Genomic DNA, 14,905 nt, shown 5'->3' on the forward strand with positions numbered 1-14,905 from the left:
GGTGGATTGTATTGCAATTTTCCATAGGAGTAGAGTATGCATTACATTGTTTATTATATATGGTAGATATTCCATCAGGAAAGGCTGTTGGAATTAAAGATTTAGCGACATTTCAGGGAGTTTCAGAAACTTATTTATCAAAAGTATATACAAAATTAAGGAAAGCCGGGATTGTGAAGTCAATTCCAGGTGTTAATGGGGGATATGAGTTAGCACGTATTCCAGAAAGCATAACCTTTTGGAATATAGTTGAAGCAGTAGAAGGGACGACTCCATTATTTCAATGTGCAGAGATTAGACAAAATGAGCTATTGTTAGACAAAAATAATTTACCTGATTCATATACAAAATGTCCTTGCTTGATAAAAGTTGTAATGGTAGAAGCAGAAGACCAGATGAGACAGTATTTGAACAATAAGACTTTAGGATGGCTTCATGAACAAGTTAGTAACAAGATTCCTGAAGAGCATGGAAAAGCAACGATTGAATGGTTCAATAATACTAAATCGCGATAAAATTTGAGAAGCATAAAATTGCCACATCAGATTTCTCCAAAACAATTGTTTAATATGCGTGTCTTTGAATTGTCGAGACGAACATTCAAATTACGGAGAACAGCACTATAAATTGGTGTGGCTTTTTTGTAGGTATTAAAACTTAATTACAAATTAATGCTCGGGCAAGGAAATCACGCCCGGTCGCCCCTTGCCTACGGCGTCTGCTCGGGCAAGGGTTCTCCCGTCCGGTCAGCCTTCCAGTATGCAGGAAGTCGGCGTTTTTATTTGTCTGTGATTCAAAATATTTTCAATAATGAAGTTGTGGCTTATCATTTAAGTAACGAGTCGGGTCAGCCTTCCATGGCTGGCCCTTTTGTGTACAGGTAGTTCTATACACCTTTTCATAAGAAATTCGCAACTTTTTCATGAGTTTGTCGTATCCGACCTGTAAACTAAATACATAGAATTTATTCTACTTAGCGATATCGAGTTATGGTCCTGAGGGAAAACTTCAACTTCTAATTTTCCAAAATCGCAATAAATTACGGAGGGTCGCATATGAAAAAAAGCGAAGCAGTTCAGGAAATAAAAAAGGGTAAGGGTATCATTAAAGGAATTGGTTCAGTATTGTTGGCGGTTATAGCTTCTTCTCACCACTGGGTTCATACCCTTTTGCTTGCTTTGGGTCTAACGACTTTAAGCTCAAGTCTCATATCATTGTCTCCCCCTACAAAGATTATCTTTTTACTGGTTTCCCTGGTTGTTTCAGCGTGGTTCATTCATATTGCTAAACGCAAGTGGAGTTATGATCGCCCTTCTGCATGGGTATATCTTATATCTTCAATAATCTCGATTGTTCTGGTGATCACGGCCTTGCCGCAAGCAATCTCTGACGTTTTACCTCCATCTCAGCAACAGCAGCTGCCACAAGATCATAATATTCATCATTAGTTGTATCATTTAGAGGACATTCGTTTCTACTCGTGACATTGTTAGGGGCTATGATATTTCAAGAGCCTTTCACTTCAAACTTTTGTGTGTGAAGTGAAAGGCTCTTGTTTTTGAAGTTTAACGCATCATATCATGTTTTCCAGAGTTACTTGAGCTACCTGAGTTATCTTGCATGGGTATAGGGACAGAGGGCGCACTGCTCTTTTGGTGGTTGTCAGGCATTATGGTACTGGGTAAGGTGTTCGTCATATTTGGGGAGCTCTGGCTTGGAGTTGAACCTGATTCGGGGGAATTAGTGGAGGGCATACTTTCACCCGTCATCGGAGATCCTGTTGAGTTGGGCATCTCTTGGTGTATTTCGCTTTGAGGAGTTATAGTCATACTTTCTTGCGGGAAAAGTGAGTTTAAAGTAGTGTTTGCCTCGGTCAGCATATGGAGGGTGTCGTTGGAGCTAGAACCATTAGAATTTTCAACTAATCCCATTTCCAGCAAACGCTTATATACTTGATAATGATTTACACTCATACCTAGGCTTTGAGCTGTTTTTTGAGTAGTTTCATCTGTCTTGCTAACGATTATGTCGGCAGAGATGTTTTTTTCAAGCATATGGAGCCTGATAGAGTCACGAAGCTTCGCTTGATCAACGATATCTATCTGACGGTTGTCCATGGGTATTATGCTTGTCATGACCAGATTTTTGCTTTGTTTCAATAGTCCCTGAGTATTCGCTTGATCGATCATCAGGTCTACAGCCGTATAGATGTCTTTGCCTTGAAGTTGTAGATTAGATGGTGAAGCTGGGATTCCTTGAGCTAAATCGATCACTTTGATAACTTTGGCATCACGGTTAACGAAGAGTTCTTTACTATTGTTAATATCCATCACGACGGCTGCCACAGCGGTATTTGCGCCTGAGACAATGTTAAATACACCAAGACCCAAAGCGAGAATCAGGATTGCAGCAATAGAACCCAATTTGAGGAATCTTTGACTTAACGGTTTACGCCCAGGCAGATCCACTTCAATAACTTGTCCGAGTACGGGAGTGGCCTTCGGTGTTTTAATTTCCATATAGTCACCATGGTCAGTGTAAAGGATGGTGACCTTATTGGTGGTCTTCATGACGATGCCTTTCGCCTTATTCATTACGCTAACCCCTCTCTCTACGTTATCGAGTCTATCTGTGTGAAACTTTTTAAAGACCTGAATTCTGGATCGGATAGGATTAAAACCGTGGCAACCAGATATTTTCTCCCTCTTTCAAGAACCTTGCGCTTTATTCCGGTAAGGAGTTCCAACTCTTTGAGAGGCAAGCATTTATTCTTTGTTAGGTATTGTAATAAATCGGGTCGAGCACAAAGTTCATGGGCCACTCTATAGAGAGTTGCTTTACTGTCTCGATGCTTGGGGGAAACTTGGACTAAATCTTCTAAAGTAATTCCATATTCGATCAGTACAAGAACAAAGCTTTTAACCGTCTCGGCAAAATCATAGTTTTGTTTTTCCTTTTTATACATTCCCAAAGACGCTTCTGAATCATAATCGTAAAGAGCGTCGTTGTCAGACTCCGTAGGGGTAAGCGAGAGTAATTGATGTTTAGACTCTTTGCGAAAGTAATCGATTAATCGTCGTGTCATGACTGTTTTGGCAAAACCGTAGAACGAGGCACCGTCGCTAGGCTCATATTTATCAATTGCTTCATTAAAAGCGACTAAGGCTATACTAAGTTCGTCGTCATGTCCCCAGGTGAGATAGTGCTTACATAGATTAGAGCTGATTTTTAGTATAAATGGTTTGTGATTTTCAATGAACGCTTCTCTAACAAGTTCATTTCCATTTTTGGCTAGTTGCAAAGTTTGCTGAATCGATAATTTTTGCACTTCAACCCCTCCACCTAGTAGATAGTTTCGAAAAAAGATCAAGATTTAAGGGGGTACCCTTGTAAATTAGATTTAAAAAAAGAAATTCTGAACCTACCCCTCGATAATCAAAAGGGTGTACGAATACTTTGATGACTGCAGGAGGTGAGCATCACACAGAAAACTGAAACCGGCTCTTCATTAAATTGGATCTTAAACATTACTTAAACTCATTTATGAAAGGATTGGATTGGATTATGAAAAAGAGAGTATTAATGGTGACATTATCAATGGCTTTAGTGGTTGGAGTAGCAGGGATTGTGAACGCGGCAACCATAGGGAGCAATACCACAGACATACCGTCTCAGGCTCCCAACGCATCAGCTTATGTGAACCACAACAATGTATCAGGCATGGGAGCTGTGCAGGGAACAACCCCTCAGCTTAATCAAACACTGCCCGCTCAGACGACTCAGACACAACCTTCTCAGCCTGATCAAACATCCCCTTCCCCAGATATCAACACTCCAATAAAGAGTTCCAATGCATCCATGAATCATCAGATCCAGAACATGCCCGTAAATACTCAAATGCAGGCGATGCCTATGAGTGCTCCTATGAATGGACCAATGAGTAATTCACAACACCAGCAAGGAATGAGTGGAACACTCAGACCTAATCAGGCGAACGCTTCGAGCGCCACTCAACAATCAGGCCAAAAATCAAGTGGCAACACAATGATGGGATCCACGGGAAGAATGGGTAAGTAGGTTTAGCTTTTAGCTCAAGGTACCATATTGTTGTGAATTTACCGTGAATAGCTTTTCCCATTCTTACTAGGGTATCCAGAGTAGAAATGAGGAACAAATGCTTAGATTTAGCATGAATAAAGAGGCAAAAGTGGCTGAGGATCAAATCCTCAGCCACTTTTGCCTCTTTAAGAAACTGTACTATGAATTCAGTTCTTGCCCGACGTTACTTAATGTGGCAGTGTAAAGACCATTCACAGGGAGAAATCGTCATGATGGTGGTTGGGGTAACATGATGGGCGGATGGGGATACGGTGGATATGGAAACGGCGGTGATGAGCTCGGGGTGTAGTTTTCCGATTCTGAAATGCGGCATTATAGTTTTAGAGCCAATTATGGTTTATTTTTTTAGTGGGAAATATAGGGTAGATCCCTATACTATATGGGAAGGGTGGTGAGTAGATGAACGAACCGGTTCAAGCAATTTCTTGTGATTTCCAAGATATTACAGGAAAAAGCACACTCAGAAGTCATCATGAAGAAAAGACTATCCAACAGCTTATTGCTCGGATGAACCGGATCGAGGGTCAAATTCGAGGCATTAAAGGTATGATCGAGCGTCGAGTGTATTGTGATGACGTCTTAAATCAGATCTCCTCCGCCCAGTCTGCCCTCGACGGGGTATCCAAGTTACTTCTGGAAAAGCACATGAAATCATGCGTGAGGGAACGGTTAGAAACCGGTGACATAGAGGTAGTGGACGAAGTCTTAAAAACGGTTTTCCGCATGATGAGATAATCTCCTGAAAATAATAAACATCGAAAGGGAATCTGAAACAGATTATCGAGTGGAGGTAAACGTTATGAGTGAAACGATGAGAAGCGACAAATTGGCACAGGTAAGTTTGCCGATAGAGGGTATGACTTGTGCCGCTTGTGTAGCGAAAGTGGAAAAAGCCCTGAAAAACATGGCCGGCGTACAGGAAGTTCATGTCAATTTGCTTTCGGGCAAGGCGGCTGTGGCCTATGCCAGTGATCAGGCCGGAGTCCCCCAGATGGTAAAAATGATTCAAGACCTCGGTTACGAGGTGCCTGAGGAGGAAGTCCTGCTCACTGTACGCGGTATGAGTTGTGCGGCTTGCGTCGCTAAAGTCGAGAAGGCCTTGAAGGGAATGCCGGGCGTAACCTCTGTTGTCGTTAATTTACCAGCTGAGTCGGCCAAGGTAAAATTTTACCCCGGAGCCGTGGATAAAACCCGCATCAAAAAAGAGATCAATGCTATGGGTTATGAGGCTAGCGAAAAGGTGACTGGTCAAGAAGCATTAGACCGAGAGAAAGAGGCGCGGCAGAAGGAACTCCTCTTCCAAACCCGCAATATGTGGATTGCCTGGCCCTTGGCTAGTTTGGTGATGATTGGCATGTTCCGAGACATGTGGATTTTGCCTTACTTTGTTCCGAAAATTTTAGGTAATGTCTATGTTCTTTGGGCCTTGACCACGCCGATAGCCTTTATTCCCGGCTGGCAGTTTTTTAAACACAGTTGGAACGGACTAAAACGTGGCGCGACTGATATGAATCTACTCTACGCGACCGGGATTGGTGCCGCCTATATCATTGCGACAATCAATACCTTTTGGCCTGATGCTGGTTTTGGGGGCCGGGGAGCCACCTTTTTCGAGTCAGCCGCTTTGCTTACAGCTTTCATTGTCTTAGGTCGCTTTCTGGAAGCGATCACCCGGGGGCGGACTTCGGAATCCATTCGTAAGCTGATGAGCTTACAGGCCAAAACAGCGCGGGTTATCCGCAAGGGTGAAGAAGTGGAGATTGCCGCCGATGAGGTGGAGATTGGGGATATCGTAGTTGTGCGGCCTGGGGAAAGCATTCCCGTAGATGGCGAAGTGACCGAAGGCTATTCAGCAGTCGATGAAGCGATGATCACTGGGGAAAGCATGCCAGTGGAAAAACGTGCTGGTTCCCAGGTGACGGGTGCTACCATGAATAAGACGGGTTCCTTTAAATTCAAGGCAACAAGGGTTGGCAGCGAAACCGCTCTGGCCCAAATTATCAAAATGGTGGAAGATGCCCAGGCTACCAAGGCACCCATCCAAAAATTGGCCGATTTTGTGGCCGGCCATTTCATCGCTGGGGTGCATGTCCTCGCTTTGATTGTCTTTTTCTTCTGGTTCTTTTTCGGTTACGGTGCTTTCTTTTCGCCGACGAGCCAGTTTATTCTCTCACCCTATAGCTTGGCGGAAGTCGGAGTCTTTGGTTTCGCCCTTCTCTTGTCAGTGACGACCTTGATCATTTCTTGCCCGTGCGCTCTCGGTTTGGCTACCCCTAGTGCAATTATGGCCGGTACGGGTAAAGGTGCGGAGAACGGCATCCTGTTCAAAGGGGCCGATGCTGTGGAAGCTAGCAGCAAGATTAATGCGGTTATTTTCGATAAGACCGGGACCCTGACCATAGGAGAACCCTCCGTGACAGACGTGCATGTAACTGCGGGCTTTGACAGGAATGATGTTCTCAGGCTGGCAGCGATCACTGAAAAGTCGTCTGAGCACCCCCTGGGTGAAGCTATCGTACGAGGGGCCAAAGAGGAAGGACTGTCTGTTGGAGATACGGATGATTTTGAGGCTATACCCGGACATGGTGTGCGGGCTACCTATCAAGGACAGACGATCCTGTTAGGAAACCGCCGTTTGATGCAGCAACAAAACATTGATATCGGAAACTTGAGTAAAAAAATGGAGCAGCTTGAGGGAGAGGGTAAGACTGCTATGTTGATGGCTGTCGATAGTAAAGCGGCAGGGATCATCGCAGTGGCTGACACCTTGAAAGAAAACGCCAAAGCGGCTGTGGAGCGCTTGCAGCAGATGGGAGTGCAAGTGGCGATGATAACTGGAGACAACCAGCGGACGGCGGAGGCCATAGCCCGGCAAGTGGGGATTAAAACAGTACTGGCAGAAGTGCTGCCCCAAGATAAAGCAGCCGAAGTGATCAAGCTGCAGGAGAAGGGTCTGAAGGTAGCCATGGTTGGGGATGGGATTAACGATGCTCCAGCCTTAGCTCAAGCCGACGTGGGAATTGCCATTGGGTCTGGTACAGACGTTGCCAAAGAAACCGGCGACATAATACTCATCAAGGACGATATTCGTGATGTGGTAGGAGCCATTGAAATCGGGCGGGCTACCATGCGCAAGATCAAACAGAACTTGGTATGGGCATTTGTATACAATATTACTGGGATTCCCTTGGCTGCCGGTATCCTGTATCCATTCACAGGGCTTCTAGTTAGTCCGGAACTGGCTTCCTTCTTTATGGCTATGAGTTCTCTATCCGTAACCATGAACACACTGCTCTTAAAACGCTTCCAACCCTATTTTCGGAAAGAACAGGAAAAGGCAGGCATGCACCCGGTGCCTCAACCACAAACAGCACGCTAAGGAGGAGGTCTTACTATGAATGAGTTAGAATTAAAAGCCGCCAGGCAGGCTTCAGTGTTTTATATTGCAATCTCGTTGGTAATAACCCTTATTTTTCTGGCTATAACCTTGGTGGACGGAAATATCTATACTGCAGTGGCCCGGATCGGCGGCATGATTTGGGTTTTCATCCTGAGTATGATTGTCTCCATGCCGATCGTCATTCCGGCGGTGAAGAAAAAGATCATGGGTTAAAAACCACGAGAGAGGAGGTTTACATTGATTTCAACCAAGTATTACAAAAACGTTAATATTTATTCAAAGGATTTCAAACTAATAGTCTATTATTTAAATATGGCAACCAAAGTGGGGTGAGAGAGCATGATTATTAATTACGTCAAAATTATTGATCGGTTGGAACGGGTGCGCAAAGTCTTAGCTTTGTCTATTCTGGCGCTGGTGGTGGTCACGGTGGTGTTTTATCTTAAGGCCGATGTTTTGGTGCAGTTGTTAACTAAACCCCTGGGCCAACGGGAACTGGTTTTTCTCAGCCCTGCGGAAGGGTTTATGGCCAAAATTAAGGTGGCGTTTTTCAGTGCCTTTATCGTGTGCTTGCCTTTAATCCTCTGGCAATCCATCCGGCTTGTAACTCCTTTACTCAGCCTTGCTCAAAGGAGAATAATTTATTGGGTAATCCCTGTTGCCACACTTCTCTTTGCAGCGGGTGTTTCGTTCGGTTATATGGTCATCATTCCCATGACATTAAAGTTTTTACTGAACACTGGTCAACAGTATATGGTGGCGACCTTATCAGCCATTCTCTACTTTTCCTTTGTATTCATGCTTGTTATAGTGATGGGGGCCGTCTTTGAATTACCTTTAATCATGGGCGTTCTAGCTTCAGTGGGAATCATCAGTTCCAAAACATTGAAAGAAAAACGGAAAGTGGCATTCCTGGCGATTGTCATAGTTACCGCTGTACTCACTCCGACACCGGATGCTTTCACATTAGTTGCGGCCAGTCTTCCAGTACTCGGTTTATACGAATTGGGAATTTTGCTGATTGCTAGCTATGAAAAAGTTTCCGCCAGAAAAAAACAATCGTTTGTACAGGGGGTATGACTACGCCTAGTCTAGGTTTTCCGGAAATAGTGGTTTCTTAGGGATTGTTCTGATCATTTTTGGGCTAGGTAAATCACCTAATGTGGGTCGTTCGGTTGGTAAAGCTCTGCGGGAATTCAAATTGGCTAAGGACCTACGGTCTATGTGCTGCTTTGCAGTGCATAGACTTACTTGTGTTATAAACCTTGTGCAAGCTAACATTATGGACATGGTCAACAAGTCTGAAGATCTGGAGAAGATTTTAAACCTCTCAGTGCACGGTTAAAGATTGCGGGTGAACTTGCGAATCTTAACCAAAAAAATTGAGAAGGCTAAACTAGAGTGTAAAAGCCTGGTGATGCGCCAAAACGTCGGGTTGGAAACGATGGAAAAAGCCAATAAAGCAGTACTTAGTCTTTCTGCGCACGACCCAATAGCAGAATTTGGTCAGATGAAGTAAGATTTTTTTGATGAAATGGGGTGTGAGGATGAAGTTAAGCAGCATTGGAACAAAGCTTTGGATATGGATAAGCATCCTCACATTAATCGTCATCGGGGTAGTTGGGATCGTTCATACGAGTATTATGGATAAAATGTACTACGAAGTACAGTCCAGACAATTAACTTCATTAACTATAAGGGTGGCTAACATTGCTCGCACTGAAAATGAGGTCAACTCCAGGATAAGCTGGCTCAACTGGAGAGATTAGATCAAACGCGTAGGGAGTTTGTTTCTAATCTCTCCCATGAGATGAAAACTCCGTTAAATATTATCCTGGCCTTTACAGAAGCCTTACAGGATGACCTTGCTGTTGATGAAAATGAGAAAAAAACCTATTTAAATAATATTTTTGAGGAAACTGCACGTCTCAAACGCCTGATCACAGATGTCTTAGATTTAGAGAAAATGGAGGAAGGATATGAAGATTTTAAGGTGGATTATGTTGACTTAAAATTAGTCGCTTCTTTCGTGCAAGGCAATTTTAGTACCCTTGTTGATGAAAAAGAAGTTAAGTTGGCATTTCACATAAGCAGAAAAACCCCATTCGTTTGGGGAGATGAAGATAAAATTAAGCAAGTGTTTATCAATCTTGTGGATAACGCGGTTCGCCATACTCCTAGAGGGGGAGAAATTGTAATTACCATAGCGTACAAGGCGGATGACGTGCTGATTGAAATTAAAGATTCAGGTATAGGGATTGCATCTGAGGATTTACCGATGATTTGGGAGAGGTTTTATAAAGGAGACAAATCCAGAAGCAGAACGCAGGGTGGGACTGGACTGGGATTAGCCATTGTCAAGAGAATTATTGAAACCCATGGGGGCCATATCAGCGTTTGGAGTAAACTCGGAGAAGGAACAACATTTAGGATTATCTTACCAACGGAAAAGAAGATGCTTGGAGGGGCACCATTATGAACTACCTACGAGTCTTGGTTGCAGATGATGAGGAAAAAATCCGTCAAGCAATTGGTATATATCTAAGAAAAGAAGGTTTTACAATCGGTGAAGCTGTAGATGGCGAAGAAACACTGAGAAAGTTCTGCTCTGAACCTTGGGATATCATTATCCTCGATGTAATGATGCCAGGAATAGACGGTCCTCGTCATCATGCGAAGAGTAAGCATTGTGGTTCAGGCATCATGGAAAATTGGTATTTAGCAAGCCTAGCAATGAGTTCAGAATCATGATGGGAGGCTGGGTATTAGTTTAGATACCATCTTCAAGTCGTAATATCCTCCAGAGGAAGAGGGAAAGCAACCACGAAACTATAAAAAGACCTACGAGTAAATAGCCTATTCCGCCAAAGTTTAGATTTCTTATCCATCCAAAAACTCCGCCACTTAATCCAAGCTTTGAAGCGATGATCTGAGTTAATTCTATCAAGCCAATGCCTAAAGCAGCGATCACTGAAAGACCAGTGACGGATAGGTTATAATAAATTTTGCGCAACGGAGTGGAAAAGGCCCAATGATAGGCAGTGGTCATAAAGACTCCATCCGCAGTATCCAGTAAACTCATGCCAGCGGCAAACAAGATCGGTAAAGATAAGATACCAGTAATGGGTACTGCTTGTGTCGCAGAATTTGCGGATATGGCTAAAAGTGCTACCTCAGATGCCGTGTCAAAACCTAAGCCAAAAAGAAAGCCGAGTGGGTAAACATGCCAACTCTTGTTAATCAACTGATATAGCGGTTTAAAGAAACGAGAGATAAGACCTCGATTCAATAATAGCTGGTCGAGGTTTTCTTCATCATGCACTCCTCGACGCATCTCTGAGAAGAACCGATAAAGGTCGAACCAAATATAAAGGTTCATTAACCCTATGAGGATCAGAAACCCTCCAGAAACGGCAGTGCCAATAAGCCCCCCGATCGCTTGCAATTGTGGAATATTTTGTTGTGCCCAATGCATGGAAACCGCGGTTATGATAGCCATGATAAAGACAACTGAAGAATGGCCGAGAGAAAAGAAAAATCCTATCCCTGTGGGGTCCTCTTTCTGCTGTATTAGTTTACGTACTGTGTTATCGATAGCAGCAATGTGATCGGCATCAAAGGCATGACGCAAGCCGAGGGTATAAGCTAGAAAACTAAATCCTAACAATTGGGGATATTCCCGAACTTGAGGAATCAATAAGACTAGGCCCAAAAGATGAATTCCAAGTACTATAATTCCGTAACGAAGCCATTTGGGACGATCAGAAACGGTAATATTCTTAGAGATAATATTCATGCCACTTCCCCAATCTCTAATTTTTCCAAAAATAAAAAAGCCATAGAGAGTAACCTACAAGGTTAGACCTCCATGGCCTTACTTTTGTATTATCATTGTAATGATTTCGACATTGATTTGCATATTCCTGCTTATTTTTAATAAATTCCTCAAATTTATTAAAATTCATAACTTCTTCATCATAAATTCACATCAATAGAGTATATTTAATGAATCGCTTCTATCGATGCGATACAGCAATTGAATAAAAGAATCGTAATAGGTGCTTGTTAAGATAACAAGTTAAAAGGGAAATCGGTGCAAATCCGATACGGTCCCGCCACTGTAAACGGGGAGCTATCCTGCATTAAGTCACTGGCTAGAAGCTGGGAAGACGTAGGAGGCGATGATCCTGAGTCAGGAAACCTGCCTATTATTGTTCACCAAAAACCTACGAAGAATAGGAAGGTGATATTTAATTGACATAAAAGACCCTTTCTTTAGAAAGGGCCTTCTAATTTTCAACGGTGTATTTCGCTCGGTTTTCTTTGTTTCGGTGTCCTTCATCATTAGTCCTGAGACTTCGACTTCCTAAGTGGAGGTTCCGTTTTGACCTCCAGGTGAGGTAGAGTCCCTACCTGAAGCCTGATGTTCAGCTTAAGCTGAACGATTTTACTCGATTAGAGGGGAGAATTTTAATGCATATTGTTGCTTTGTTTTTCTTAGTGTTTGCTTTAGGGCTGCGCCATGCCTTAGATGCCGATCATTTAGCTTGTATTGACGGATTGACACGATATAATTGGCAGATGAAAACTCCTATTGCCAAGTGGATTGGCACACTGTTTTCTTTGGGTCATGGTCTCGTCGTAACGAGTATTGCTGTTATCATTAACACGATAAGTCGTTACTTCAGTTTACCGCCTATTTTTGATGTCATAGGTACTTGGATTACAATCATAATCCTTTTACTAATTGGTTCACTCAATGTTTATAATCTAGTAAGTAAAAAGACTGAGAGTAATTTCCAAATTAGTGGCATCAAAGGGAATTTTATCCCGCGTTTCGCCCGTGAAACGACGAACCCCCTTTTAGTTATTTTCGTAGGGATGATGTTTGCCTTGGCAGCAGATACTGTCACTCAAACGGCTGTTTGGAGCATGGCAGCAGAAAATTCAGGTCAGGTTATAGCCCTTGCTTTAGGGCTCACATTTATGTCAGGAATGATGCTGGCGGATACAATTGATGGCTTTTTGGTCTATAAAATGGTCAAACAAACAGGACGGGTGGGAAGGCAAGCCTCGCGTATCATGGGTTGGGTGATTGTTTTTTTAGCGTACGGGGTTGCCATTTATGATGGTTTAAACTACTTTTTCCCCAAATTCTCGGTAGATTTTGAACTCGTGGGGATGATTAGTTTCCTGTTGTCAGTGATAGGCTTAGCCATGGTAAATTGGCGTATTAAGGTTGAGAATGAATAAACATGCTTACTCAACTAGTTTTATTTTTTTAGGAAGCTGGATAATAAACTCTGTCTCTTGCCCGACCTTACTCTGTACGGTGATGGTACCCTGATGAAGGGCCGTAATTTGCTGAACCAAGGCCAGACCAATGCCCGTTCCACCAGTTTCACGGGTGCGGGATTTGTCGGCCCGGTAAAAACGCTCGAAGATAAAAGGGAGATCCTCTTCAGGGATGCCCATTCCGGTGTTTTTGATTCTGATTTCGCTAAAATCCGATGTTTGCGAAAGCGAGAGGGTGATTTGCCCGCTGATATTTGAGTAGCGATAGGCATTGTGAACGAGGTTGTAAAAGAGCCTTGTTAGAAGGCGTCCGTCCCCAGTCGTAGTCACGAGTTCTGGCGGAGCGTTCCAATTTAGAGTCAATTGTTTTTCTTGCATGAGTGAGTGGAGGCTACGGATCACTTTTGTTATAAGATACTTTAAGTCCACAGGTTCGTGGGCTAGCGTTAAGGCGCCAATTTCCGCGACATTTAAGTCTTTTAGGTCGCTGGATAAGTCAACCAAACGGTCAATTTCTTCATGTATAGAGGAAAGATTCTCTTGATTAGCAGGTAGAACATTGTCCTGGAAGGCTTCGATATAGCTTTTGATCGAGGTTAAGGGTGTGCGCAGTTCGTGGGCGATATCGGCGGTAAACTGTTTGCGAAGGTTTTCTTGGCTATTTAAATTGTCCACCATTGCATTAAAAGCAAGGGCTAATTGCCCTATCTCGTCTTTGGTTTGAATCCCCACGCGTTCATCAAGGTGTCCTTGTCCAATACGCTCAGCGGCTTGAGTTAAACGCTTCAGCGGTGCTACGAGACGGCGACTTGTGAAGTAACTAAGGATAATCCCGAATAGAAGCGCCAACCCTCCGGCGAAAAGGAGAGAACGAAAGACCGAGGATTGGAAAAGGACATCCTGGGGATTGAGAATTGGTGCGCTCGCTGGGTAACGGACGACTGCGGTGGCCAAAGTCCCAAGAGGTCCTGAGACCGTGAGGGTTTTCGTTTTCCAACTTGTAATGGAAGAAGAGGACATGCTCATACCCATGCTCATCCCACCTTGAGCATGCATCATGTCGTCCATCATATTACTTAACGTGGCAATAAGCTTTCCGCTCGGATCAGTCAGAGTGACGACCGTCCCAATCGGAAGGGTATGGCTAATTTCATCCAGAGACGTAGGATCCCACGTCCCCTTGCTTTGATAAAGTGAACCTAGACGAGTGGGTAACTGTTCCAAGGTTGCTTCATTCGTCTTGGTTAGATAATCACTAAATTGTTGATGGAAGACTAGATTTACGGCAAGCATGCTGAAAGTTAAGGTAATAAGCGCGATGATCAGTGTTGAGAGAAATAGCTTTTTGCGCATTTTATTCCTCCTTGCTTGGATTGTACTTGTAACCGATCCCGTAAACGGTCAAAATGATTTGAGGATCACTGGGGGTGGTTTCTATTTTTGGCGGATCTTCTTAATATTAGCGCCGATCACGCGGTCGTCTCCATCAAAGTCATGCCCTTGAACAATTTCAACCAGCTGCCCCCGTGAGTATACCCGACCAGGGTGTTTCGCCAAGGCGCCAAGGATCTTGAATTCGGTTGGGGTTAAAGAGACTTCCTGATTATGAAGTCGAATTTCGTGCTGTATGTTATCAATGGTGAGGCCGTTGTTATAAAAGACCACGTCCGCCAGCGGTGCGGTTTCGTTACTTGTTCGACGTAACACGGCCCGAACACGGGCGACCACTTCACGAGGACTGAAGGGTTTCGTGATGTAATCATCTGCCCCAATACTCAGTCCTCGAATTCGGTCCTCTTCTTCGACTTTTGCGGTGAGCATGATAATAGGGACTGAGGATATCTTGCGGATCTCGCTACAAATTTCTGTCCCAGACATGCCAGGAAGTATTAAATCAAGGATGAGCAGGTCAAATGGATTTTCTTTAAACATCAGCGATAAGGCCGTTAATAGCCGTACTGACTTGAAACCTTTCTTGTTGAAGGTAGGCTTTAAGTACGGTTGTAATCTTTTTTTCATCATCGACTAGTAAAATTCTCATCGATAGTTGGACTCCGTCCAAACCTCGTTGTTGATACTTCTTTGTTCGAA

17 protein-coding genes, 1 pseudogene and 1 riboswitch are annotated in these 14,905 nt (G+C 43.6%); of the genes and pseudogenes, 13 read left to right on the forward strand and 5 right to left on the reverse strand.

All coding sequences use genetic code 11. The features are described 5' to 3' along the window. Window positions 1–11: 11 nt before the first annotated feature. Both UF75_RS19730 and UF75_RS19735 read left to right on the forward strand, forming a co-directional pair. Window positions 12–515, forward strand: a complete 504-nt coding sequence (locus UF75_RS19730) for an Rrf2 family transcriptional regulator (protein WP_045576288.1) — start codon at window positions 12–14, stop codon at window positions 513–515. Window positions 516–1,055: 540 nt separating this feature from the next. After that, the gene (locus UF75_RS19735) at window positions 1,056–1,448 is read left to right on the forward strand and encodes a hypothetical protein (protein WP_045576276.1); all 393 of its coding nucleotides are present in this window, start codon (window positions 1,056–1,058) and stop codon (window positions 1,446–1,448) included. A 117-nt stretch (window positions 1,449–1,565) separates the two neighbouring features. Here UF75_RS19735 and UF75_RS19740 read toward each other — a convergent pair whose 3' ends face one another. Both UF75_RS19740 and sigI read right to left on the reverse strand, forming a co-directional pair. Beyond that, window positions 1,566–2,594, reverse strand: coding sequence for an anti-sigma factor domain-containing protein (locus UF75_RS19740; RefSeq protein ID WP_045576277.1), 1,029 nt, complete (start codon window positions 2,592–2,594; stop codon window positions 1,566–1,568). A 17-nt stretch (window positions 2,595–2,611) separates the two neighbouring features. Then, window positions 2,612–3,328 carry an RNA polymerase sigma-I factor gene (gene sigI / locus UF75_RS19745; RefSeq protein WP_045576278.1) on the reverse strand — a complete coding sequence of 239 codons (717 nt, stop codon included), beginning with the start codon at window positions 3,326–3,328 and terminating at the stop codon, window positions 2,612–2,614. Between the two features lie 236 nt (window positions 3,329–3,564). On the opposite strand from sigI, the gene UF75_RS19750 reads away from it, so the two are divergent. The 10 genes from UF75_RS19750 to UF75_RS19785 all read left to right on the forward strand — a co-directional run bounded on the left by UF75_RS19750 (window position 3,565) and on the right by UF75_RS19785 (window position 10,270). Next, the gene (locus UF75_RS19750; protein ID WP_045576279.1) at window positions 3,565–4,077 is read left to right on the forward strand and encodes a hypothetical protein; all 513 of its coding nucleotides are present in this window, start codon (window positions 3,565–3,567) and stop codon (window positions 4,075–4,077) included. A 441-nt stretch (window positions 4,078–4,518) separates the two neighbouring features. Continuing rightward, window positions 4,519–4,854, forward strand: a complete 336-nt coding sequence (locus tag UF75_RS19755; RefSeq protein ID WP_045576280.1) for a metal-sensitive transcriptional regulator — start codon at window positions 4,519–4,521, stop codon at window positions 4,852–4,854. Between the two features lie 64 nt (window positions 4,855–4,918). Continuing rightward, a complete protein-coding gene (locus UF75_RS19760; protein WP_242860357.1) occupies window positions 4,919–7,498 on the forward strand; it encodes a heavy metal translocating P-type ATPase in 2,580 nt (859 codons plus the stop codon). Between the two features lie 15 nt (window positions 7,499–7,513). Then, window positions 7,514–7,732 carry a hypothetical protein gene (locus tag UF75_RS19765; RefSeq protein ID WP_045576281.1) on the forward strand — a complete coding sequence of 73 codons (219 nt, stop codon included), beginning with the start codon at window positions 7,514–7,516 and terminating at the stop codon, window positions 7,730–7,732. A gap of 126 nt (window positions 7,733–7,858) precedes the next feature. Next, window positions 7,859–8,599, forward strand: coding sequence for a twin-arginine translocase subunit TatC (tatC, locus tag UF75_RS19770; RefSeq protein WP_045576282.1), 741 nt, complete (start codon window positions 7,859–7,861; stop codon window positions 8,597–8,599). Between the two features lie 55 nt (window positions 8,600–8,654). Then, on the forward strand, window positions 8,655–8,864 hold the full coding sequence (locus tag UF75_RS27515; RefSeq protein WP_242860358.1) for a twin-arginine translocase TatA/TatE family subunit: 210 nt from the start codon (window positions 8,655–8,657) through the stop codon (window positions 8,862–8,864). A gap of 9 nt (window positions 8,865–8,873) precedes the next feature. Continuing rightward, window positions 8,874–9,038 carry a hypothetical protein gene (locus UF75_RS28535; RefSeq protein WP_207642491.1) on the forward strand — a complete coding sequence of 55 codons (165 nt, stop codon included), beginning with the start codon at window positions 8,874–8,876 and terminating at the stop codon, window positions 9,036–9,038. Between the two features lie 28 nt (window positions 9,039–9,066). Next, window positions 9,067–9,288: a hypothetical protein gene (locus UF75_RS19775; protein WP_045576283.1), complete on the forward strand. Its 222-nt coding sequence runs from the start codon at window positions 9,067–9,069 to the stop codon at window positions 9,286–9,288. Continuing rightward, window positions 9,276–9,998: a HAMP domain-containing sensor histidine kinase gene (locus tag UF75_RS19780; protein WP_282433833.1), complete on the forward strand. Its 723-nt coding sequence runs from the start codon at window positions 9,276–9,278 to the stop codon at window positions 9,996–9,998. The genes UF75_RS19775 and UF75_RS19780 overlap by 13 nt, the downstream gene beginning before the upstream one ends. Beyond that, window positions 9,995–10,270: a response regulator gene (locus UF75_RS19785; RefSeq protein WP_045576284.1), complete on the forward strand. Its 276-nt coding sequence runs from the start codon at window positions 9,995–9,997 to the stop codon at window positions 10,268–10,270. The genes UF75_RS19780 and UF75_RS19785 overlap by 4 nt, the downstream gene beginning before the upstream one ends. A 19-nt stretch (window positions 10,271–10,289) precedes the next feature. Here the strand turns inward: UF75_RS19785 and UF75_RS19790 are convergent, their stop codons facing one another. Next, on the reverse strand, window positions 10,290–11,315 hold the full coding sequence (locus tag UF75_RS19790; protein ID WP_045576285.1) for a HoxN/HupN/NixA family nickel/cobalt transporter: 1,026 nt from the start codon (window positions 11,313–11,315) through the stop codon (window positions 10,290–10,292). Window positions 11,316–11,558: 243 nt separating this feature from the next. After that, window positions 11,559–11,743, forward strand: a riboswitch (cobalamin riboswitch). A gap of 249 nt (window positions 11,744–11,992) precedes the next feature. Here UF75_RS19790 and UF75_RS19795 point away from each other — a divergent pair. Further along, window positions 11,993–12,772 carry a sodium:proton antiporter gene (locus UF75_RS19795; RefSeq protein ID WP_045576286.1) on the forward strand — a complete coding sequence of 260 codons (780 nt, stop codon included), beginning with the start codon at window positions 11,993–11,995 and terminating at the stop codon, window positions 12,770–12,772. 6 nt (window positions 12,773–12,778) lie between these two features. On the opposite strand, the gene UF75_RS19800 is transcribed toward UF75_RS19795, so the two are convergent. Then, on the reverse strand, window positions 12,779–14,167 hold the full coding sequence (locus UF75_RS19800; RefSeq protein WP_045576287.1) for a HAMP domain-containing sensor histidine kinase: 1,389 nt from the start codon (window positions 14,165–14,167) through the stop codon (window positions 12,779–12,781). A gap of 1 nt (window position 14,168) precedes the next feature. Next, window positions 14,169–14,855, reverse strand: a pseudogene (locus UF75_RS19805) (response regulator transcription factor). Between the last annotated feature and the right edge of the window lie 50 nt (window positions 14,856–14,905).

The organism is Desulfosporosinus sp. I2, from assembly GCF_000960765.1.
Taxonomy (GTDB): Bacteria; Bacillota; Desulfitobacteriia; order Desulfitobacteriales; family Desulfitobacteriaceae; genus Desulfosporosinus.